Source organism: Corynebacterium lemuris, from assembly GCF_024919295.1.
In the GTDB taxonomy this organism is placed as follows: Bacteria; Actinomycetota; Actinomycetes; order Mycobacteriales; family Mycobacteriaceae; genus Corynebacterium; species Corynebacterium lemuris.
In genome coordinates, this window is record NZ_JANWTC010000003.1 from 284960 (window position 1) to 305192 (window position 20233).

General features: G+C 66.8%; 18 protein-coding genes. 9 read left to right on the forward strand and 9 right to left on the reverse strand.

Annotation, left to right across the window (positions count from 1 at the left end; all coding sequences use genetic code 11):
* Positions 1-24 precede the first annotated feature (24 nt).
* Genes NYP18_RS06650 through NYP18_RS06670 form a run of 5 tightly spaced genes read left to right on the forward strand, consistent with a single transcriptional unit; the run spans position 25 to position 5365 of the window.
* A complete protein-coding gene (locus NYP18_RS06650; protein WP_259427379.1) occupies positions 25-573 on the forward strand; it encodes a hypothetical protein in 549 nt (182 codons plus the stop codon).
* Between the two features lie 48 nt (positions 574-621).
* On the forward strand, positions 622-3105 hold the full coding sequence (gene treY, locus NYP18_RS06655) for a malto-oligosyltrehalose synthase (RefSeq protein ID WP_259427380.1): 2484 nt from the start codon (positions 622-624) through the stop codon (positions 3103-3105).
* Positions 3098-4108 carry a GTP pyrophosphokinase gene (locus tag NYP18_RS06660; RefSeq protein WP_259427381.1) on the forward strand — a complete coding sequence of 337 codons (1011 nt, stop codon included), beginning with the start codon at positions 3098-3100 and terminating at the stop codon, positions 4106-4108. Before treY ends, NYP18_RS06660 begins: the two co-directional genes overlap by 8 nt.
* A 60-nt stretch (positions 4109-4168) precedes the next feature.
* Complete coding sequence (locus tag NYP18_RS06665; RefSeq protein WP_259427456.1) at positions 4169-4303, forward strand: hypothetical protein; 135 nt, start codon at positions 4169-4171, stop codon at positions 4301-4303.
* Between the two features lie 36 nt (positions 4304-4339).
* The gene (locus NYP18_RS06670) at positions 4340-5365 is read left to right on the forward strand and encodes an LLM class flavin-dependent oxidoreductase (RefSeq protein ID WP_259427382.1); all 1026 of its coding nucleotides are present in this window, start codon (positions 4340-4342) and stop codon (positions 5363-5365) included.
* On the opposite strand, the gene NYP18_RS06675 is transcribed toward NYP18_RS06670, so the two are convergent.
* From NYP18_RS06675 to NYP18_RS06685, 3 genes are read right to left on the reverse strand one after another with little or no spacing between them, the layout of a single operon-like run.
* A complete protein-coding gene (locus NYP18_RS06675; protein ID WP_259427383.1) occupies positions 5359-5733 on the reverse strand; it encodes an RNA-binding S4 domain-containing protein in 375 nt (124 codons plus the stop codon). The two genes, NYP18_RS06670 and NYP18_RS06675, sit on opposite strands and share 7 nt — an antisense overlap.
* An 8-nt stretch (positions 5734-5741) precedes the next feature.
* Positions 5742-5975, reverse strand: a complete 234-nt coding sequence (locus tag NYP18_RS06680; RefSeq protein WP_259427384.1) for a hypothetical protein — start codon at positions 5973-5975, stop codon at positions 5742-5744.
* Positions 5976-5985: 10 nt separating this feature from the next.
* Positions 5986-6624, reverse strand: a complete 639-nt coding sequence (locus tag NYP18_RS06685; protein ID WP_259427385.1) for an IMPACT family protein — start codon at positions 6622-6624, stop codon at positions 5986-5988.
* A gap of 41 nt (positions 6625-6665) precedes the next feature.
* On the opposite strand from NYP18_RS06685, the gene treZ reads away from it, so the two are divergent.
* Positions 6666-8396, forward strand: coding sequence for a malto-oligosyltrehalose trehalohydrolase (gene treZ / locus NYP18_RS06690; protein ID WP_259427386.1), 1731 nt, complete (start codon positions 6666-6668; stop codon positions 8394-8396).
* Positions 8397-8520: 124 nt separating this feature from the next.
* On the opposite strand, the gene ilvA is transcribed toward treZ, so the two are convergent.
* Positions 8521-9816: a threonine ammonia-lyase IlvA gene (gene ilvA, locus NYP18_RS06695; protein WP_259427387.1), complete on the reverse strand. Its 1296-nt coding sequence runs from the start codon at positions 9814-9816 to the stop codon at positions 8521-8523.
* A 156-nt stretch (positions 9817-9972) separates the two neighbouring features.
* Here ilvA and NYP18_RS06700 point away from each other — a divergent pair, with 156 nt between their 5' ends.
* Both NYP18_RS06700 and NYP18_RS06705 read left to right on the forward strand, forming a co-directional pair.
* Positions 9973-11682 (forward strand): choice-of-anchor I family protein, encoded by a 1710-nt coding sequence (locus tag NYP18_RS06700; RefSeq protein WP_259427388.1) that lies wholly within the window; start codon positions 9973-9975, stop codon positions 11680-11682.
* Positions 11683-11754: 72 nt separating this feature from the next.
* Positions 11755-12138, forward strand: a complete 384-nt coding sequence (locus NYP18_RS06705) for a hypothetical protein (RefSeq protein ID WP_259427389.1) — start codon at positions 11755-11757, stop codon at positions 12136-12138.
* 66 nt (positions 12139-12204) lie between these two features.
* On the opposite strand, the gene NYP18_RS06710 is transcribed toward NYP18_RS06705, so the two are convergent.
* Together NYP18_RS06710 and dnaE are read right to left on the reverse strand one after the other, a co-directional pair.
* Complete coding sequence (locus NYP18_RS06710; RefSeq protein WP_259427390.1) at positions 12205-13410, reverse strand: cobalamin-independent methionine synthase II family protein; 1206 nt, start codon at positions 13408-13410, stop codon at positions 12205-12207.
* Between the two features lie 104 nt (positions 13411-13514).
* Positions 13515-17081, reverse strand: a complete 3567-nt coding sequence (gene dnaE / locus NYP18_RS06715; protein ID WP_259427391.1) for a DNA polymerase III subunit alpha — start codon at positions 17079-17081, stop codon at positions 13515-13517.
* Between the two features lie 307 nt (positions 17082-17388).
* Between dnaE and rarD the strand changes: the two genes are divergently transcribed.
* Positions 17389-18300, forward strand: coding sequence for an EamA family transporter RarD (gene rarD, locus NYP18_RS06720; protein ID WP_259427392.1), 912 nt, complete (start codon positions 17389-17391; stop codon positions 18298-18300).
* On the opposite strand, the gene NYP18_RS06725 is transcribed toward rarD, so the two are convergent.
* From NYP18_RS06725 to lspA, 3 genes are read right to left on the reverse strand one after another with little or no spacing between them, the layout of a single operon-like run.
* On the reverse strand, positions 18215-18784 hold the full coding sequence (locus tag NYP18_RS06725; protein WP_259427451.1) for a hypothetical protein: 570 nt from the start codon (positions 18782-18784) through the stop codon (positions 18215-18217). The genes rarD and NYP18_RS06725 overlap by 86 nt on opposite strands.
* Before the next feature lie 5 nt (positions 18785-18789).
* Positions 18790-19716 carry an RluA family pseudouridine synthase gene (locus tag NYP18_RS06730; protein WP_259427393.1) on the reverse strand — a complete coding sequence of 309 codons (927 nt, stop codon included), beginning with the start codon at positions 19714-19716 and terminating at the stop codon, positions 18790-18792.
* Positions 19716-20225 carry a signal peptidase II gene (gene lspA / locus NYP18_RS06735; RefSeq protein ID WP_439648061.1) on the reverse strand — a complete coding sequence of 170 codons (510 nt, stop codon included), beginning with the start codon at positions 20223-20225 and terminating at the stop codon, positions 19716-19718. The genes NYP18_RS06730 and lspA overlap by 1 nt, the downstream gene beginning before the upstream one ends.
* Positions 20226-20233: the final 8 nt, after the last annotated feature.

Below are 20233 nucleotides of genomic sequence, written 5' to 3' on the forward strand. Positions count from 1 at the left end.
GACATGTAAGGAGACCGCGAGACCATGACCGCACCGACACTGTCCCCCACCACCCTGCTGCCCGCCCTGCGCCCCGCCACCTGGCGCACCCACCGGGGCTTGAGCGATGACGGCTTCTGCGACACCGTCGCCACCATCGCCCTGTCCCGGGAACTGTGCGCGACGTTCGTCTGCGGGGACAGTGACATCAGCTACCGGGGGCTGGGCGAACTCGACCTCTCCGCCCGGCAGGCCTGGGAACTGGCTGCCCGCAACCTCATCACCCGCGCCCGCACCCCGGAGGGCATCCGGATACTCAGCCGTCCCCACGCGGACGGCCTGCAGGTGGCCATGCCCGGCGCGCCGGCGGAGAGCTGGCTGGCGCATCCGCACACCTTCACCATCCTCGACAGGCACCTCGCCGAGCTGCTCGGCGGACCCGTGGCATGGTGGTGGCCTGCGGCGGGGCGGCTGGTGGCGGTGCCGCGGGCGGACGTCGATAAGCAGGCGCGGAGAGAAGGGACGCTGGTGGAATGGCGTCACGGCTTCCCCGCAGCTGTGTCCTGTCCCCCGTTGCTGACCACTCCCGCCTAGGCTGGCATATGCACTTTTCCTGAATTCAGCACTGACCCGAGGAGATCCATGCGACGTCCCATCACCGCCACCTACCGCCTGCAGCTGCGGGGTCCACAGGCGGACCCGTCGGGACGGGCCTTCGGTTTCGCCGAGGCGGCCGCCCAGGTTCCCTATCTGCAGACCCTGGGCGTCAGCCACCTCTACCTCTCCCCCATCTTCACGGCTGACCCGACCTCCACCCACAACTATGACGTCACCGACCCCACGGAGATCAACCCGGAACTCGGCGGCATCGAGGGGCTGCGTGAACTCGCGGCCGTGGCACACGAGGCGGGCCTGGGCCTGATCATCGACATCGTGCCCAACCACCTCGGCGTGGAGAACCCGCGTCTGAACAGATGGTGGTGGGACGTGCTCAAGAACGGGCAGGACTCCGAGTACGAGCACTACTTCGACATCGACTGGCACGAGGACAACGGTGCCGGCGGCAAACTGGGCATGCCGGTGCTCGGTCAGCCGGGGGACGAGGACAAGCTCGAGTTGCGCGAGGAGGACGGCGAACTCGTCCTGGCCTACTACGAACATGTCTTCCCCGTGGCGGAGGGCACCTGCGAGGGCGTCGACGATGATGTGCTGGCCGTCTACGAACGCCAGTCCTACCGCCTGATGTACTGGCGCGACGGGGTGATCTCCTACCGGCGGTTCTTCTCCGTCAACGGCCTGGCCGGCATCCGCCAGGAGGACCCGCTGGTCTTCGAACACACCCACCGCATCGTCCGCCAGCTGATCGCCGAGGACCTCATCGACGGTGTCCGCGTCGACCACCCCGACGGGCTGTCGGACCCCTTCGGCTACCTCAACCGGCTGCGCGAGGTCGTCGGCCCCGACCGCTGGCTGCTGGTGGAGAAGATCCTTGAGGTCGATGAGGTCCTCGACCCCCGTCTCGCCGTCGACGGCACCACCGGATATGACGCCCTGCGGGAACTGGACGGTGTGTTCATCGCCCGGAAGGCGGAGGAGTCGATGTCCATGTTCGCACTCCAGCACTCCGGTTCCACCTGGGATGAGACAGCCGTGACTGTGGCGCAGCAGCAGCTCAAGCGGGAGGTCGCCGGTTCAGAACTGGCCGCGGAGATCCGTCGCCTGGCGCGCGCCATCCGCCGGGACAACTTCTCCACCGCCGGTTCCGCCGTCGATGAGCAGGATCTGACCACCACCATCATCGAACTGGTCGCGGCGATGCCCGTCTACCGCGCCGACTACCTCTCGCTGTCGCGCGTCACCGCCACCGTCGTCGCCGAGATGTCGCGCCGTTTCCCCTCCCGCCGCACCGCCCTCGACCTCATCGTCGCCGCCCTCAATGCCAACGGGGAGGCGAAGATCCGCTTCGCGCAGGTCTGCGGCGCCGTCATGGCCAAGGGGGTGGAGGACACCACCTTCTACCGCGCCTGCCGTCTGGTGTCGCTGCAGGAGGTGGGTGGCGCGCCGGGCCGTTTCGGTGTCTCCTCCGCGGAATTCCACCTGCTCCAGCAGGAACGTGCGCGCCTGTGGCCGAAGGCGATGACCACGCTGTCGACCCACGACACCAAACGCGGTGAGGATGTGCGCGCCCGCATCATCGAACTGACCGAACGCCCCAGCGAGTTCTCGGAGTTCATCCACCGGGTCTTCGCCATGGTGCCGGCCCCGGATGCGGGCACCGGCTACTTCCTCATCCAGAATCTGCTGGGGGTGTGGCCGGCGGACGGGCAGATCACCGAACAGCTCAGGGAACGGTTCCGGGCGTACACGGTCAAGGCGCTGCGGGAGGCCAGCGTGCACACCACCTGGACCGACCCCGTCGAGGCCTTCGAGACGGCCGTGCTGGACTGGGTGGAGGTGCTTTTCGACGGCCCCGTCACCTCCATCATCACCGAATTCGTCGCCCCGCTTGCCGACGCCACCACCACCATCTCCCTGGGCCGCAAGCTGCTGCAGCTGACCGGGCCGGGTGTCCCGGACGTCTACCAGGGCACCGAATTCTTCGACGACTCCCTCGTCGACCCGGACAACCGCCGTTTCGTGGACTACACCGCCCGCCACCAGACCCTGGACATCCTCCGCGAGGGGGTGGACTGGAATGACCTGGCCGCCGAGGCGGAGTGCCAGGAGGGCACCTCGGGGGTCTACCCGCACCTGGAGCTCTACGGCGACCGGGCGAAGCTGCACATCGTCCACGAGGGGCTGCAGGTACGCCACGACCACCCGGAATACTTCATCGGCGGCGACGTGCAGGCCGTCTTCGCGGACGGACCGGCCTACTCCCACCTCATCGGCCTGGCCCGCGGCAGTGTGAACCAGCCCGGTGAGGAGGGCATCGGCGTGATCACCCTGGCCACCCGCCGCCCGCTGCGTCTGGCGGAACGTGGGGGCTGGGCCGGCACGACCGTCACCCTGCCGCAGGGGCAGTGGCTGGACCGGCTGACGGGCCGCACCTACGAGGCAACCGTCCCCCTGGATGAGGTCATGGATCTCTTCCCCACGGCACTGCTGGTGAGGCAGGATGTCTGACCGGATGGCCCAGCTGGGCAGCCGCTACCACGAGTGGGTGCGCGCCCACCCGGATGCCGGGGAGGATTTCGGGGCGGCGGTCGAGGACCTGCTGGCCGATGCCGGTGTCACCTATGACCGGGTGATCGCCCGGGTGAAGGACTGGCCCTCCATGAAGGCGAAGGCCTATAAGCGCAGGGCTGACGGCAGCTGGATGTACCCGGAGCCGTGGGAGGACATCCACGATCTGATCGGCGTGCGCGTGACCGTCTTCCACTCCACGGAGATCCCCGTGGCCATCGGCGCGCTGCAGCAGTCCTTCCTCGTGGATCGTTCGGTGGACAAGACCGCGGAGACGCGCATCTCCGGTGGCTTCGGTTACGGTTCCCACCACCTCATCCTCACCGTCGACGAGAGTTCCGCCGACCTTGATGAGCTCGCCGCCTACCCGGGTGTGAGTTTCGAGGTGCAGGTGCGCACGGTGCTGCAGCACGCGTGGGCGGAGTTTGAGCACGATATCCGTTATAAGCGGGGACGGGATCCGGTGGACCCGCGGGTGGACCGGGCCTTCACCCTGGCGGCGGGCCTGATCGAGCTGGCGGACCAGCAGTTCGACCAGATCGCGGTGCTGCAGTACACCGATGACGCCGCCGGCGATGATGTCGAACTGACCGCGGAGACCCTGCCGGGCATCCTGACGATGCTGCTGGGCAACCGTTTCCCGGGTTCGCGTTCGGAGAATTACCGCTTCCTCATGGAGATCCTCGCCGCCGACGGCATCACCACCGTCGCGGAACTGGCGGCGTTGCTCGACGACGTGGACATCGAGGCGGTGCGCGGGGCCATGCGCTACCGGTTCCACCCCGGCCAGATCCGGCTCATCGATGATCTGCTGCTGCGCCGTTACGGTCGGGCACACGTCGACCGCACCAGCAAGATCGGTCAGCGACCCCAGTTGCGGCCCGCGCAGCTGGCCCGCCGACTGGAAATGATGCGCACCGCGCGGATCAAGCGCGAAGATTGATCCGGCACCCATTAGCATGGAGCGGGTCAACACCAATTGCCCAATAAGGAGCACTGTCCCATGAACCTGGTTTCGTCCATCCGCGAAGATTTCCCCGAGGCGGCAGACTTCCTGCATGTGTGGGCACTGTCCATCGCGGATTTCTTCCGCCCGATGGGCATTGACTTCCCGCCGGCAGGCTGGGGTCTCTGGTAGTAGCCCCACCGGGTTTGTTGACATATCATCGTCAACATGAACAGACCCATCTCCTTCGGCCTCGACACCTTCGGCGACGTCACCGTCACTCTTGACGGCACCCCGGTCCCCCACGACCAGGTACTACGTGACATCGTCGCGGAAGGCGTCGAGGCCGACCGCGTCGGCGTGGACGTCTTCGGCATCGGTGAACACCACCGCCCCGACTACGCTGTCTCCGCCCCCGACGTGGTCCTCACCGCCATCGCCGCCCGCACGGAGCGCATCCGTCTCACAACTTCCGTCATCGTCTTATCCTCCGACGACCCGGTGCGGATCTTCGAGCGTTTCTCCACCCTCCAGGCCATCTCCTCGGGCCGTGCCGAGATGACCCTGGGACGCGGCTCCTTCATCGAGTCCTTCCCGCTCTTCGGCTACGACCTCTGCGACTACGAGCGCCTCTTCGAGGAGAAGCTCGAGCTCATGCGCGTACTTCTCGACGCCGACGCCTCCCGCACCCCCATCCCCTGGGACCGCGCGCCGGAGCACATCTACCCGCCCACGGCCACCCCGCTGCAGGCCTGGGTCGCCGTCGGCGGCTCCCCCGAGTCCGTCATCCGGGCCGCCCGCCACCGCATGCCCCTCATGCTGGCCGTCATCGGCGGCGCCGCCCGCCGCTTCCGCCCCTTCGTCGACCTCTACCACCGGGCCAACGAGGAATTCGGCCAGCCGCAGGCCCCCATCGGTGTGCACTCCCCCGGTCTGATCGCCGACACCGACGCCGAGGCCCAGGAACGCCTCTACGAGCACTGGTACGTCGGGCAGCGCCGGGTGGGCGCCGAACGCGGTTGGCCGACCCCGACCCTGGAACAGTTCACCCGGGAGATCACCCACGGCGCGCTCTACGTCGGTTCCCCCGCGACGGTGGCGGCGAAGATCGCCGACACGGTCCAGGCCCTCGACCTGGACCGTTTCACCCTGAAATACGCCAACGGACCCGTCCCGCACGAGCACAACATGGACACCATCCGCCTCTACGGCGAGGAGGTCATCCCGCGGGTACGGGAGTTGCTTTCTCAGTAACTGTCGTAGCCGCGCAGCCGGTCGAGTTCGCGCCGTTCGCGCTTCGTCGGGCGGCCGGCCCCGCGGTCACGCCTGGGCAGGGAAGCCAGGACCTCCTTCGGCGGGGGCGGCGGGGAATGGTCGATGTAGCAGGTGCGGGCGACCGGCGCCCCGACGCGCTTACGCACGGTGCCGGTGACCTCCAGGTCCAGCTCCCGGTGGCTGATCCACACGCGGACCCGGTCGCCGGGCACGACCTGCTGGGCGGGCTTGACGGCGTGGCCGTTGAGCTTCACGTGCCCGGCGCGGACGGCGGTGGCGGCGTCGGAACGCGTCTTGAAGATGCGCACCGCCCACACCCACACGTCAATACGGACTGCCTCACTCATCCGTGTGCCTAGCGGTTGTCCCTGTGGTTGACGATCTTCTGGATCTTGTTCCAGTTGTAGAACCCGCCCACCACTGCGACGACGAGGCCGAGGATGATCCAGGTCCAGCTGGTGAACAGCAGGCCGAGTGCGAGACCACCGACGACACCACCGCCGACGCTGAGGACGGCGTTGCGGGAGTACCGGCGCACGGACTGTTTGCGCTGTTCGATCGGGTTGTTCGGGCGACGTTGCATGGTCATGGGGTCCATCCTAGTACTCGATCCATGCGGTCCCCGCCTCAGCGGGGATGACCGCCCCAGCGGTCAGCGCAGCCAGCGTCGACTCCAGTTCCCCCCGCCCGCCCGGAGCCACGGCAAGGGTGTAGGTCACGGCCGCCCCGTAGTCGGTGTCGGTGACGGATACCCCGCGGGCACGCAGGTCGGATTCCAGGCGCCCGGCGTCGGCGTGCGGCACCTCGATACGGTAAAGCTCCCGGATCGCGCGGGTCACCCGGTCGACCGCAGGCATGAGGTCGCCGACGGACTGGGAGTAGGCGTGCACCAGGCCGCCGGCGCCGAGCTTGATGCCGCCGAACCAGCGGACGACGACCACGGTGACGTCGAGAAGCCCGGAGCCCTTGAGCATGTCGAGCATCGGTTTGCCGGCGGTGCCGGAGGGCTCGCCGTCATCGGAGGAACGCTCCACCGGGTTCGAACCCTCGACGTGGATGAGGTAGGCGCTGCAGTGGTGGCGCGCATCCGGGTACTGTGCCCGGATCTCATGGATGAAATCCCGGGCGGCCTCATCGCTCGGGGTGCGGCGGGCCAGGGAGAGGAAGCGGGACCTTTTGACCTCCCATTCGTGCGTCCACGTCTGATCGGCGGCGGGCAACTGGTAGGTCGTGAGCATGAGCACTGATATTAGCCGCCTGTTTGATTAGCCTGGGGCGCATGACTGCTCATGAACCCTTCTCCGTGTGGGCGCCCAACGCCCGCGACGTCCGACTCCGCCTCGACGGGGAGGTGCTGCCCATGCGCGCCACCCAGGGTGACTGGTGGTTCGCCGACCGGGTGGCCGAGCCCGGCATGCGCTACGGCTTCGAGCTCTTCGACGGCCGCGACTGGTCCAAGACCCTGCCCGACCCGCGCAGCACCGCCCAGCCCGACGGCGTCCACGGCCTCAGCGAGGTCACCGACCCGGAATACGCATGGACCGCCGAGAACTGGACCGGCCGCTCCCTGGCGGGCCAGGTCATCTACGAGCTCCACGTGGGCACCTTCAGCCCGGAGGGCACCTTTGCCGGGGTCATCGGCAAGCTCGACTACCTGCGTGAGCTGGGAGTCACCGCCATTGAGCTCATGCCCGTCCAACCCTTCGGCGGCGACCGCAACTGGGGCTACGACGGCGTCGAGTGGCATGCCGTCCATGCCGGTTACGGCGGGCCGGAAGGCCTGAAACAGCTTGTCGACGCCGCCCACGCCAAAGGCCTCGGCGTCATCCTCGACGTCGTGTACAACCACTTCGGCCCCGACGGCAACTACAACGGCATGTTCGGCCCCTACACCTCCGGCGGGTCCACCGGCTGGGGGGATGTGGTCAACATCTCCGGCCACGACTCCGACGAGGTACGCGCCTACATCCTCGACGCCGTCCGCCTGTGGCTTGACGAGTACCGCATCGACGGTCTGCGCCTGGACGCCGTCCACTCCCTCGACGACACCGGCGCGTACTCCCTGCTCGAGCAGATGCAGTCCATCGCCGACGACATCGCGGCACGCACTGGTGTCCCCCGCTACCTCATCGCCGAATCCGACCTCAACGACCCGCGCGTGATCACCGGGACCGACGGCGGCGGTTACGGACTGGCCGGCCAGTGGGTCGACGACATCCACCACGCCCTGCACACCATCGTCTCCGGCGAGAACCACGCCTACTACGAGGACTTCGGCTCACTCGACGCCCTGGCCAAGACCCTGCGCGGCGGCTACTACTTCGACGGCACGTACTCCTCCTACCGTGGACGCGCCCACGGCCGGCCGATCAACACCGCCGCCATCCCCGCCCACCGCCTGGTCACCTACACCACCACCCACGACCAGACCGGCAACCGGGCCGGCGGCGACCGGCCGTCGATGAGCCTCACGCCCGCCCAGCAGGTGCTCAAGGCCGCGGTCATCTACTCCTCCCCCTTCACCCCCATGCTGTTCATGGGTGAGGAATTCGGTGCGCAGACCCCCTTCGCCTTCTTCTGCTCCCATACCGACGCCGAACTCAACCGCCTGACCTCCGAGGGGCGCAAACGGGAATTCGCCCGCTCCGGTTGGGATGACTCCGAGGTGCCGGACCCCGCCGACCCGGCCACTTTCGAGGCCTCGAAACTGGACTGGGACTTCACCGACGAACAGCAGGAGATCCACGCCGCCTACCGGAAGCTGCTGCACCTGCGCCGCGAACTGGGTCTGGCCCGCCCCGACCTGTCGAAGCTGCTCGTGGAAACCGGCACCGAGGAGGACAAGTGGCTGGCGATGGGACATGAGGACGTCATGCTCGTGGCCAACCTCTCCGACCGTCCGGTGGTGGCGCCGTTCGGCGGCGAGCTGATCTGGTCCTTCACCCAACCGGCGGTGGAACCGGACCGGACCGAGCTGGGTGCGTGGGAGTTCGCGCTGATCCGGCGGTAGAGGCGCAGTGGCGCGCCCACTGGATGCGCAACATCTGACACCACCGGAACCAGCGAACAGCGACGATGCGCGCTGATGCCACCCAGGGCTGTCAGTTATTGCGCACCGGTCGAGCAGTACCGCCTCACATGTTCACGAGGTACTCGTACTCCGGGGTGCCGGGGCGCAGGTGCTGGCAGTCGATGCGCGAGGCGGCCATGCGCTCCATCAACGGATCGAAGTTGCTGGCGCTGCCGAGCTCAAGGCCGACGAGTGCCGCACCGGTCTCCCGGTTGTTGCGCTTGAGGTACTCGAAGAGGGTGATGTCGTCGTCGGGGCCGAGGATGTCGTTGAGGAAGTGGCGCAGCTGGCCCGGCTCCTGGGGGAAGTTGACCAGGAAGTAGTGCTTGAGGCCGCGGTGGATCAGGGAACGCTCCATGATCTCGGCGTAGCGCAGGACATCGTTGTTGCCGCCGGAGATGATGCACACGACAACGGAGTCCTGCTGCAGGTTCATCTCCTTCATGCCGGTCACCGACAGGGCGCCGGCGGGTTCGGTGATGATGCCCTCGTTCTGGTACAGCTGCAGCATCTCGGTGCACACCGCACCCTCGGAGACGTCCATGACGTGGATGCGGCCCTGGTTACGCTCGGCGATGTAGTACGGCAGGTCACCGATGCGCTTGACGGCGGCGCCGTCAACAAAGGGGTCCACGGCCTCGAGGGTGACCGGCCCCCCGGCGCTCAGGGCGGCCTGGAGGGAGGCCGCACCGGCGGGCTCGACGCCGACGATCGCGGTGCGCGGGGCCATGTCGGCGAGGTAGCTGGTCACACCGGCGAGCAGGCCGCCGCCGCCGACGGGCACGAAGACGGTGTCCAGGGACTTACCGATGGCCGTCAGCTGGGTGAGCATCTCCGCGGCGACGGTGCCCTGGCCGATGACGGTGTCGCGGGCGTCGAAGGGTTCGATGATGGTGGCGCCGCGCTCGATGGCGTCGATACGCGCAGCCGCGGCGGCCTCGTCGAAGTTGTTGCCGGTGACCACGAGCTCGACCATGTCGCCGCCGTGGACGATGATGCGGTCACGCTTCTGCTTCGGGGTCTGGACGGGCACGAAGATCCGGCCGGGGATGCCCATGGTGCGGCAGGCGTAGGCCACACCCTGGGCGTGGTTGCCTGCCGACGCCGCGACGATGCCCGCCGCCCGCTGTTCATCGTTGAGGTTGGCGATGGCGTAGTAGGCGCCGCGGATCTTGTAGGAACGCACATCCTGGAGGTCCTCGCGCTTGAGGTAGACCTCGACACCGGTATCCTCGGAGAGACGGGGGCAGTACTGCAGCGGGGTCGGTTCAATAATTGATGAGATCCGGGCCTGAGCCAACTGAATATCCGAGGCGTGGACGGGCTCGAAGGTGGTTGCTGCAGTGGGGTTGTCGCTCATGTCGTCACAGTGTAGTCCCCCGCCATCCCTGTCCCCGCCCCGCCGTCCGGTTCATGGAAGGTTCACCGGGACACCCCCGGGAGTTTGCCGGGCAGACATTTCATCACACCATTCTGAGCAGCGTTCTTCATCCACGTAACACTCAGGAGCCCTCCAGTGTCCTTCCGTCGTTCTGCCGTTGCCCTGTGCGCGGCCGTCGCCACCGGTCTGAGCATCGCCCCCGCCCAGGCCGCCATCGTCGCCGAGCCGATCGAATACTCCGCGCCGGGTGCCGGCCTGTCGCTCACACCGATCGGCGCCTACGATTCCGGTGTCTTCGACGAGTCCGCGGCCGAGATCGTCGCATACCACGCAGGTTCGCAGCGGGTGCTCACCATCAACGCACGGTCCGGCAACATCGACCTGCTCGACATCTCCGACCCCACCAGGCCGGAGAAGGTCGGCGAGGTTTCCGCCGGTGCGGGCAACGGCATCAACTCCGTCGCCATCCGTGCGGACGGCCTGGCCGTGGCCAACGTCGAACCGGAGGACAAGACCGCGGAGGGCTCCATGCTCTTCTTCGACGCCACCACCGGTGAAGAGCTGGGCACGGTCATGCTGGGCAACAACGGCGAGCACGACGCCGCGCTGCCCGACATGGTGGGCATCTCCGCCGACGGGCGCTACGCATTCTCCGCCAACGAGGGCGAGCCGGCCGAGGACTACAGCTTCGACCCGGAAGGTTCGGTCTCCATCGTGGCTCTGCCGAAGAGCATCCAGGCCCCGGCGCAGTCGGATGTCCGCGTCGCCGACTTCCGCGCCTTCAACGCCCCCGGCGCCCTGCCGGAGGGCGTGCGCATCTTCGGCCAGGTCGGGAACTCCACCACCGTCGCGCAGAACCTCGAGCCGGAGTACATCACCGAGATCGACGGCAGGCTCTACACCACTCTGCAGGAGAACAACGCCGTCGCGGTCGTGGACCTGGAGTCCGCGACCGTGGAAAAGCTCCTCCCCCTCGGACACCAGGACCACTCCGTCACCCCGCTCGACGCCTCCGACAAGGACGGCGGCATCAACATCCGCAACTGGCCGGTCAAGGGCATCCACCAGCCCGACGCCATCGGTGCGTACACCGCAGCCAACGGCCGCAACCACCTGGTCATGGCCAACGAGGGTGACGCCCGCGACTGGGAGGCCTACTCGGAGGAGGCGCGCCTGAAGAAGGTGCAGCTGTGCGAGGGCTACCAGGGCCTGACCGCAGGCGAGATCGAACACCTCCAGTCCGATGAGGGCGCCGGCCGCCTCAACGTGACCACCGCCGAGGGCCTGAGCGAGGACGGCAGCTGCCACACCCAGCTCTACTCCTACGGCTCGCGTTCCTTCTCCGTGATCGACACCGAGGGCAGGCTGGTCTTCAACTCCGGCGACGATTTCGAGCAGATCCTGGCGAAGGCCGTCCCGGAGTACTTCAACTCCAACCACTCGGAATCCAACTTCGAGGGTCGTTCCGACGACAAGGGCCCGGAGCCGGAGGGCCTGGCCCTCGGGGAGATCGACGGCCGCACCTACGCCTTCGTCGGCCTGGAGCGCATCGGCGGCATCATGGTCTACGACATCACCGACCCGGCCCACTCCAAGTTCGTCACCTACGTGAACAACCGCGATTTCGCCATCTCCATGGAGGATTCCACCGACATCGACGCCGACCTGCCGCAGGCCGGCGACCTCGGCCCGGAGGGGCTGGCCTTCATTCCGGCCGCCGACTCCCCCAACCGGAAGAACCTGCTCGTCGTGGGTAACGAGGTCTCCGGCACCACCACGATCTTCCAGATCGACGGCCATGAGCTGCGGCCGGAGGGCTCCTCCTTCTCCTCCAGTCTGGGCTGAACCCTCGCGGTGGCAGCCCGCGCCTGCTAAGTTCTACAACGATCTGATCTCATATCCCCTCAAGGAGTACCCGTGATTCGTCGTCGACTCTCTGTCGCCCTGGTTGCCGCAGTCGGCACCTCCCTGGCCCTGGTCACCCCGGTCCAGGCAGAGACCCCCGGGGGATCGGTGGAGACCATCCTCGCCCAGTCCTCCGGTTCCTCCACCTCCACCACGGATGATGACGAGGACGTCATCATCGACGACGATGCGGACGACGAGGACGACTACGAGATGCCGGAGTGGGCACAGTCGGCGGTCCTCGACGATGAGGGACTGCTGGTTGTGGAGGTCCTCCGCGCGATCATGGCCCTCGGTCTGGCCGTGACCCAGGGCGCGACCGTCGTCCTGCCCTTCATCCCGGGCGGTGAGGACATGCTCCGCGACTTCCTCATCTCCATCGGTATCCAGCCTTAAGGGAAGCATGTGGAAGGGCCCGCGGGGATCTCCCCGCGGGCCCTTCCGCCATGTCCTCAGCAGGAACTAGAAGAGTTCCCTGGTGGCGATGCGTGCGCCCTCGACGAGGGACTCCAGCTTCGCCCAGGCGATCTGGTGGTGCAGACGGCCGCCCAGGCCGCAGTCGGTGGCGGCGACGACGTTCTCCGGGCCGACGACCTCGGCGAACTGGATGATGCGGTCGGCGACCAGGCGCGGGTGCTCCACGGCGTTGGTGTTGTGAGAGATGACACCCGGGTAGATCAGGGAACCCTCGGGCAGTTTGTGGTCCTGCCAGACGCGCCACTCGTGGGCGTGGCGCGGGGAGGCACCCTCGAAGGAGAAGCCGCCGACCTCGGCGCGCAGGATCTCCTCGATGATGTCGCCGAAGGGCACGTCGGTGACGTGCGGGCCGTGCCAGGATCCCCAGCAGATGTGCAGACGGGTCTGTTCCTTCGGCAGGCCCTTGAGGGAGTGGTTGATGGCGTCGACGCGGGTGCGCAGCCAGTCACGGTAGTCCGCCAGCGAAGGCTCCGGGTTGATCTGGTCCCAGGACTCGGCCAGGTCCGGGGCGTCGAGTTGGACGGTGAAACCGGCGTCGGTGATGGCCTTGTACTCCTGGGCCATGGCGTCGGCGCAGGCCCACACGACCTCGTCGTCCGTGGCGTAGTGCTCGTTCTTCAGGCGGGCGGCGGAACCCGGGGACAGGGCGGCGACGAAGCCGTCCCTGGCGCCGACGGCGTCCATGGCGCCGCGCATGAGTTTGACGTCAGCCTCGACCTCATCCTGGCCGATGTAGGTGATCGGGCCGGTGAACTTCGGGTTGCCCACCTTGGCGCGGCCGGTGAAGATACCGGACTCCGGGTCTTCGTAGGCCTCGTTGAACAGCTGGCGGTCGCGGCGGTCAGCGAAGGAGGTCAGCTGGATGTTGCCCGGGGTGGAACGCACGACGTCCTGGCTGGCCCAGCGGTCCTCGTCGGTCATCGTCAGGCCGCCGAGGCGGGAGAAGGAGTAGTTCCACCAGGCGCCGTAGTCGATGGCACCGGAGGTGATGTGGCCGTACTCGCCCTCGTTGATGATGTCGATGCCCATGTCCACCTGACGCTTGACCACGTCGTTGACGGCGGTCTGCAGGATCCCGAAGAACTGCTCATCGGGGAGCTCGCCGGCGGCGCGCTGCCTGTTCGCCTCCAGCAGTTCCGGGGTACGCGGGAGGGAACCCACGTGGGTGGTACGGATCTTGTTCACTGACATTCAGACTCCAATACGAAAATAGACTGTGCGGTCTATGGTAACCGATGTTCCGCAGTCTTCCCGATCCGGCTCACGTTTTTATGCAGGGGTGCCGCTTCCGCATATCAACCCAGGATCCCCGGCCCCATCGTGGCCTTGAGGTCACCCATCAGGGAACCGGAACGGTCGACGCGCAGATGCTCGCCGAGGATCATGGTGGTGGACTCCTCGCCGTCGACAAGCTTGAGGTAGACGTCGGAGTCGCCGACGTTGCCCACCAGGACCTCCTTGAGCTTGCGGATGTTGGCCATGGTGCACTGGTCGGTGCGCATGGTCAGCCGCAGCGGCAGCCCGGCGCCGTTGCCGGGGCCGAGCTCCGGGACCTTCAGGTCATCGCAGAACAGGGACATGCGGTCATCGCGGATGGAGACGTGCGCCTTGGCCAGGATGATGTTGTCCTCGACGATCTGGGAGGACACCAGGGAGTAGACCTTGTTGAAGACCAGCAGCTCCACCTGGGCGCCGTTGTGGTCCTCCATGGTGACGATCGCCCAGGGGGAACCGTCCTTCTTGGAGAACCGCCTGTCCACGCCCGAGATGATGCCGCCGATGGTCACCTCCGCGCCGTGGCGCATCTCCCCACCCAGGATGGTGGTCAGGGGCGTGTCGATCTGTGCCGCCAGTGCATCCTCGTAACCGTCGAGCGGGTGCCCGGAGACGTAGAGTCCGAGCATCTCGCGTTCCAGAGCCAGCTCGTGCTTGCGCTCCCAGGCGTCCTCGGGAACCTCGATGGCGAACATGCTGGCCCCGGCATCCTCGCCGTCGTCGCCGCCGAAGCTGGCGAAGAGGTCGAACTGGCCCTTGTCGGCGGCTTTCTTCGTCGCCAGTACCGAGTCGACCGCATCCTCGTGGATGAGCATGAGTCCCTTGCGGGAGTGGTCGAGGGAGTCGAAGGCACCGCCCTTGATGAGGGATTCGGTGATGCGCTTGTTGCAGGGCAGCAGGTCGATCTTCTCCAGGTAGTCGGAGAAGCTCGTGAAATGGCCCTTCGCCTTGCGCGTGGCGACGATCGAGTCCACCACTTCCGCGCCCACGTTGCGGATCGCACCCAGCCCGAAACGGATGTCCTCCCCCACGGCCAGGAAGTCGTTCTCGGATTCGTTGACATCCGGCGACAGCACCCGGATACCCAGGTGACGGCAGTCCGAGAGGTAGATCGCGGACTTGTCCTTCCTGTCCGCCACGGAGGTCAGCAGGGCCGCCATGTACTCGGGCGCGTAGTGGGCCTTGAGATAGGCCGTCCAGAAGGAGACCAGGCCGTAGCCCGCGGCGTGCGATTTGTTGAACGCGTAGGAGGCGAAGGGCAGGATCGTGTCCCACAGCGCCTTGATGGCGTCCTTGCCGAAGCCGTTGTCCTGCATGCCGGCCTCGAATTTGGCGTATTCTTTCTCCAGCACCTCGGGCTGCTTCTTACCCATGGCCTTACGGAAACCATCGGCCTCACCGGCGGTGTAGTTGGCCACCTTCTGGGAAATACGCATGATCTGCTCCTGGTAGACGATCAGACCATAGGTCTCGTCCAGGATCTCCCGCAGCGGTTCCTCCAGCTCCGGGTGGATCGGCTCGATCGGCTTGCGCCCGTTCTTGCGGTCCGCATAATCCAGGTGCGCGTTCACACCCATGGGGCCGGGGCGGTAGAGCGCCAGGGAGGCGACGATGTCATTGAAGCCCGTCGGCTGCATGCGCTTGAGCAGCTCCTGCATGCCGCCGGAGTCCAGCTGGAACACACCCAGGGTGGAACCGCGGCCCAGCAGCTCGTAGGTCTCGGTGTCCTCGACGGGGAGGTTCTCCAGGTCGATGTCGAGGCCACGGTTCTTCTTGATGTTCTCCAGGGCGTCACCGATGACGGTGAGGTTGCGCAGACCCAGGAAGTCCATCTTCAGCAGGCCGATGTTCTCACAGGCCGGGTAGTCCCAGCCGGTGATCAGTGCACCGTCGGCGGGGCGCTTCCACATGGGGATGCAGTCCAGCAGCGGCACGCTCGCCATGATCACCGCACAGGCGTGCACGCCGGCCTGGCGGACCACACCCTCCAGACCGCGGGCGGTCTCGTAGATCTTCCGGATGTCGGGGTCCGTCTCGATGAGGCTGCGGACCTCACCGGCCTCGGCGTAGCGCTCGTGCGAGGAGTCGGTGATGCCGGCCAGGGGGATGTCCTTGGCCATGATCGGCGGCGGCAGGACCTTGGTGATGCGGTCGGCCATCTGATAGCCGGCCTGACCGAACTGCACACGGGCGGAGTCCTTGAGCGCCTGCTTCGTCTTCACCGTGCCGAAGGTGATCACCTGGGCGATCTTGTCCTCGCCCCAGCGGTCCGCGGCGTAGCGGATCATCTCACCGCGGCGGCGGTCATCGAAGTCGATATCGATATCGGGTGCCGACGGCCGCTCCGGGTTGAGGAAACGCTCGAACAGCAGGCCGTGTTCGATGGGGTCGATGTTGGTGATGGTCAGGGCATAGGCCACGAGTGCACCGGCGGCGGAACCACGGCCCGGGCCGACCCAGATGCCGATGGAACGGGCGTGTTTGATGATCTCGGCGACGATGAGGAAGTACGAGGGGTACCCCTTCATGTCGATGATCTCGATCTCGTAGTTCGCGCGGTCGATGTAGTCCTGGGGGACCTCGGCGCCGTCGAAACGCTCCTTCAGCCCCGCCATCACCTCATGGTGCAGCCACGTCGTCGGGGTGTGGCCCTCCGGCACATCAGCGACCGGCATGCGGTCATGCGGGTGCGGCTCCCAGATCTCGCCGTAGTCCTGGACGCGCTCGGCGATCCACAGGGTGTTGTCGCAGCCGTCGGGGACGATGTCGTCGAAGAGCGCGCGCATCTCCGCGGCGGACTTGATGTAGTAGCCGGTGCCGTCGAATTTGAAACGGTCCGGGTCGCTCAGCGTCTTGCCGGTCTGCACACACAGCATCGCCTCATGCGCCTGCGCCTGGGACTCCAGGACATAGTGGCAGTCATTGGTCACCAGCGGCGGCAGATCCAGCTTCTTGCCGATCTCCAGCAGCTCCCGGCGCACCCGCTGCTCAATGTGCAGGCCGTGGTCCATCAACTCGAGGAAGTAGTTGTCCCGGCCGTAGATGTCCTGCCACATCGCCGCAGCCTCCAGGGCCTGGTCGAACTGGCCCAGCCGCAGGCGGGTCTGCACGTCACCGGAGGGGCAGCCGGTGGTGGCGATGATGCCGTCAGCGCGCTCGGCGATCAGCTCCACATCCATGCGCGGCCACTTGCCCAGCTGACCCTCATAGGAGGCCATCGACGACAGGTGGAACAGATTCCTCAGACCGGTGGCGTTCTCCGCGATCATCGTCTGGTGCAGGTAGGCACCCGAGGCCGAGACATCATCGGACTTCTGGTGCGGCTCACCCCAGCGCACACGCGTCTTGTTGAAACGGCTCTCCGGCGCCAGATAAGACTCGATGCCGATGATCGGCTTCACGCCCGCCTTGGTCATCGCCCGGTAGAACGCATCCGAACCGAACATGTTGCCGTGATCGGTGATCCCGACCCCCGGCATCCCCTGCCGTGCGACCTCCTCCGCCAGCATGTCGATCTTCGCCATGCCGTCGAGCATCGAGAACTCGGTGTGGTTGTGCAGATGTACAAAAGAGGAGTTCTTCGCCATGGGAGTGAGTCTAGCCAGTCCGTCAACGCAGGTAAATTACACCAGTGTTGCGGTGCTGAGCAGGGGTTTTGATGGTGGTGTGGGTCACTGGACACCTCCGGTCCTCTTCGGCGTGAGATTTTCAGGTGAGCTTTTCAGGGCCCTGAAAACCTCACGTCACACCTTTGGCTGAACAGGGACTTTCAGGGGCTGACCAGAAATTCAGGGCAGTTATTCAGGCGGGCCCCGAACCGGCTGGCCCCGTCATGCTCCCAGGCCCCCTCACCCGCCCTTTCTTTGATCACACCAGCGGGTACCATGACCTGCCATGGTCTATGGATTGCTCGCCTATCTGCTGTGGGGTCTGTTCCCGGCGTTCTTCCCGCTGCTGCTGCCCGCGGGTCCGGTGGAGATCCTCGCGCACCGGGTGGTGTGGACCGCGGTGATCATGTCGGTGGTCCTCACGTTCATGGGCAGTTGGAAAGAGCTGCGGCAGGCCTCGGGGCGCACCTGGCTCCAGCTGATCGCCGCCGGGGTGCTCATCTCCTCGAACTGGGGCATCTACATCCTGGCGGTGAACACCAACCATGTCGCCGACGCCGCCCTGGGTTATTTCATCAACCCGCTGCTGTCGGTGGTGCTGGCGGTGGTCTTCCTCCGGGAGCGGCTCAACCGGCTGCAGCTGGTGTCGGTGTCCATCGCGGCGGTGGGTGTCATCCAGCTGACCTTCCTGTCGGGTCAGGCACCCGTGATGGCGCTGGCCATGGCGATCACCTTCGGGCTCTACGGCCTGGTGAAGAAGCAGGTGCAGGTCTCGCCCACCGCCTCGCTGACGGCGGAGACCCTGGTCATCGCGCCGCTGGGGCTGGTCTTCATCGTGTGGTTGGAGTCCACCGGCCAGGGCACCTTCTTCAGCGAGGGCCCGCTGCACAGCACGCTGCTGGTGGTCTCGGGGCTCATCACCATGATCCCGCTGCTGCTCTTCGGCATGGCAGCGAAGCGGCTGCCACTGTCGACGATCGGAATGATCCAGTACATGACCCCGACGATGCAGATGCTGTGGGCGCTGTTCGTCACCCAGGAGTACCTCTCCCCTGCCCGCTGGGCGGGTTTCATCATCATCTGGGTGGCGGTGGCGGTCTACCTCTTCGACCTCACTCGCCGGGCGCGCCGGGCGCGGAAACGGGACGAACCCCGAACCGCCCCCACGCGGCATCCGGTGGAAGTACCTCAGCAGTGATGATCGCGGGGTCCGCGGCGACCTCGCGCAGGGCGGTGCCGGTGTCGTAGGCGACGACGGCGTCGATACCCTCCGGGACCGGCACGTTCCCCACCCCCGAGAGGCTGTGGGCGATGCGGTCGAGCTGGCGCTGGAAGACATCCTCCCGGGTTTCGCCGGCGATGGGTTCGGGCAGGTCGAAGGGGGAGGCCAGGGCGATGATCATCGCGTTGACCCGGCCCAGCGGCTCCAGCACGTCCGCTGCTTCGGCGGGTGCCAGGGGCTGAGTGAAGGTGAGCAGCGCGAAGGCGGGCTGGTCGGCGGGGGCGTCGGCAAGCGAGGCCTCCGCGCGGGCAGTGTAGTCCCGGAAGGACTCGCCGGAATCCATGCCGAGCATGTCCCCCTGCGGGGCGAGGGGTTTGTGGGTGGCGTCGTCGAAGAAGGCGAAGACGAGCACCCCGGCCAGGGCGACCACGGCGAAGATCGCCAGGATGCGCTGGGCCATACCGCTCACTGGCGGATCACCTCGAGCGCATGGGCCAGGTCGTCCGGGTAGGGCGCCTCGATCTCCATGTACGCGCCGGTGCGGGGGTGGTGGAAACCGATGCGCACGGCGTGCAGCCACTGGCGGATCAGGCCGAGACGCTCGGCCAGGTTCGGGTCGGAACCGTACATGGGGTCACCGACGCAGGGATGCCCGATGGCGGACATGTGCACGCGGATCTGGTGGGTGCGTCCGGTCTCCAGGTCGATCTCCAGGAGGGTGGCCTCCCGGAAAGCCTCGATCGTCTCGTAGTGGGTGACGGCAGCCTTGCCGTCGGTGGTCACCGCGAAGCGCCAGCCGGCGGAGGGGTGGCGGCCGATGGGGGCGTCGATGGTGCCGGTGAACGGATCCGGGTGCCCCTGGACCAGCGCGTGGTAGACCTTCTTCACCGTGCGGTCGCGGAAGGCGTTCTTCAGGACCGTGTAGGCGCGTTCGGAAGCGGCGACGACCATGACGCCGGAGGTGCCCACGTCGAGGCGCTGGACGATGCCCTTGCGCTCCGGAGGGCCGGAGGTGGAGATGCGGAAACCAGCCGCGGCCAGACCACCGACGACGGTGGGCCCCTCCCAGCCGACGGTCGGGTGTGCTGCGACACCGACCGGCTTGTGCACGGCGATGATGTCGGCGTCGGAGTAGAGGATGTCCATGCCCTCCACGAGTTCCGCCCGCGGGGTCAGCGGCTGCTCCGGGGCGGGCAGGGTGACCTCCAGCCAGGTGCCCTCGGTGAGGCGGTCGGATTTGCCGACCTCGCGGCCGTCGACAAGCACGTCGCCCTCGGCGGCGAGCTCGGCGGCGATGGTGCGGGAGATGCCGAGGAGCCGGGACAGGGCGGCGTCGACACGCATGCCGGCCAGTCCCTCGGGGACGGGGAGATTACGCATTTCGCGGCCCATCAGGCATCCACCTTTCTGCGCTCGTCGACGAACATGGCGATGACGAACACCACGACGCCGACAGTGATGGCGGAATCCGCGATGTTGAAGACCGCGAAACCGCCGACGGAGATGAAGTCGACCACGTGGCCGAACCAGAAACCCGGCTCCCGGAACAACCGGTCGATGAGGTTGCCCAGGGCACCGCCCGCGATCAGCGCCAGGCCGAGGGCCTGCCAGCGGTCGCGGATGCGGGGGGCCGCGATGGCCACACCGATGACGAAGGCCAGCTGGATGGTGGTGAACAACCAGGTGGAGTTCTCCCCCATGGAGAAGGCAGCACCCGGGTTGAACAGCAGGAGGAAGCGCAGCCAGTCCCCGATGACGGGCACCGGCACCCCCGGTTCCAGCCAGGCCAGCATGGTCGCCTTCGTGGCCTGGTCGATGGCCGCCACCACGAGGATGATCACCGCCATGAAGGTGATGTGTCTTTCGGATGGTCTCGGCGTTGTCGTGCTCACGGCCACCATCATTCCCC

Bases quoted from the DNA above. Each gene is read 5' to 3' on its own strand.
- dnaE (WP_259427391.1), bottom strand. From the start codon at position 17,081: ATGGCGAAGAACTCCTCTTTTGTACATCTGCACAACCACACCGAGTTC.
- ilvA (WP_259427387.1), bottom strand. From the start codon at position 9,816: ATGAGCGACAACCCCACTGCAGCAACCACCTTCGAGCCCGTCCACGCC.
- treY (WP_259427380.1), top strand. From the start codon at position 622: ATGCGACGTCCCATCACCGCCACCTACCGCCTGCAGCTGCGGGGTCCA.
- NYP18_RS06725 (WP_259427451.1), bottom strand. From the start codon at position 18,784: ATGGCCCAGCGCATCCTGGCGATCTTCGCCGTGGTCGCCCTGGCCGGG.
- NYP18_RS06680 (WP_259427384.1), bottom strand. From the start codon at position 5,975: ATGACCATGCAACGTCGCCCGAACAACCCGATCGAACAGCGCAAACAG.
- rarD (WP_259427392.1), top strand. From the start codon at position 17,389: ATGGTCTATGGATTGCTCGCCTATCTGCTGTGGGGTCTGTTCCCGGCG.
- NYP18_RS06650 (WP_259427379.1), top strand. From the start codon at position 25: ATGACCGCACCGACACTGTCCCCCACCACCCTGCTGCCCGCCCTGCGC.
- lspA (WP_439648061.1), bottom strand. From the start codon at position 20,225: ATGGTGGCCGTGAGCACGACAACGCCGAGACCATCCGAAAGACACATC.
- NYP18_RS06660 (WP_259427381.1), top strand. From the start codon at position 3,098: ATGTCTGACCGGATGGCCCAGCTGGGCAGCCGCTACCACGAGTGGGTG.
- treZ (WP_259427386.1), top strand. From the start codon at position 6,666: ATGACTGCTCATGAACCCTTCTCCGTGTGGGCGCCCAACGCCCGCGAC.
- NYP18_RS06730 (WP_259427393.1), bottom strand. From the start codon at position 19,716: ATGGGCCGCGAAATGCGTAATCTCCCCGTCCCCGAGGGACTGGCCGGC.
- NYP18_RS06670 (WP_259427382.1), top strand. From the start codon at position 4,340: ATGAACAGACCCATCTCCTTCGGCCTCGACACCTTCGGCGACGTCACC.
- NYP18_RS06710 (WP_259427390.1), bottom strand. From the start codon at position 13,410: ATGTCAGTGAACAAGATCCGTACCACCCACGTGGGTTCCCTCCCGCGT.
- NYP18_RS06665 (WP_259427456.1), top strand. From the start codon at position 4,169: ATGAACCTGGTTTCGTCCATCCGCGAAGATTTCCCCGAGGCGGCAGAC.
- NYP18_RS06685 (WP_259427385.1), bottom strand. From the start codon at position 6,624: ATGCTCACGACCTACCAGTTGCCCGCCGCCGATCAGACGTGGACGCAC.
- NYP18_RS06675 (WP_259427383.1), bottom strand. From the start codon at position 5,733: ATGAGTGAGGCAGTCCGTATTGACGTGTGGGTGTGGGCGGTGCGCATC.